This window comes from Desertibacillus haloalkaliphilus (assembly GCF_019039105.1).
In the GTDB taxonomy this organism is placed as follows: Bacteria; Bacillota; Bacilli; order Bacillales; family KJ1-10-99; genus Desertibacillus; species Desertibacillus haloalkaliphilus.
Genome location: NZ_JAHPIV010000064.1, coordinates 1 through 593, shown reverse-complemented (window position 1 = coordinate 593; position 593 = coordinate 1). Strand labels below are relative to the sequence as shown.

The following is a 593-nucleotide window of genomic DNA, read 5'->3' as shown; positions in this document are numbered from 1 at the left end:
AAAGGAGGAGGAAAGGGAGAGGGAAGGAAGAAGGGGAAGGGGGAGGAAAGGAAAAGAGGAGAAAAGAAGGGAGAAAGGAGAAGAGGAAAAGGAAAGAAAAGGGAAGGGGGAAGAAAAGAGAAGGAGAAGGAAGGAGGAGAAGAGAAAGGGGGGGGGGAGAAAAAGGAGAGGGGAGAGGGGAAAGGAGGAGAGAAGGGGAGGAGAAAAAGAAAGAGAAAAAAGGAGAAAGAAGGGAAGGGGGAAGGGGGAAGAGGGAAGTAAAGAGAGGGAGAAAGAGAGTATTAGAAGGATAGGATAGAAGAAATGTGTAGGGGGGAGGGAAGGGAAAAGAGAAAAGAGAGAGAGGAGGGGAGGGGAAGGGGAGGAGAAGGAAAGGAGGGAAGAGGAGGGAAAGAGAGAGAAAAGAGAAGAAGGAGGAGAAGAGGAGGGAAAGAAGGAGAAGAAGAAAGGAGGAGAAGAGAAGAGAAAGAAGAGAGAGGAAAAGAAAGGAAGGAGGAAAAAAAGGGAGAAAAAGGGGAGGAGGGGGGAAAGGAAGGGAAAAAGGGGAGAAAGAGAAGAAGAAGGGAGGAAGAGGAGGAGGGAAAGAAGGAAAA

2 protein-coding genes are annotated in these 593 nt (G+C 48.7%); both read left to right on the top strand.

Annotated elements, in window-relative coordinates:
* The coding region (locus KH400_RS29600; RefSeq protein WP_217227919.1) for a hypothetical protein at positions 1–293 on the top strand (293 nt) is incomplete at its 5' end.
* A gap of 10 nt (positions 294–303) precedes the next feature.
* The coding region (locus KH400_RS29595) for a hypothetical protein (RefSeq protein ID WP_217227917.1) at positions 304–593 on the top strand (290 nt) is incomplete at its 3' end.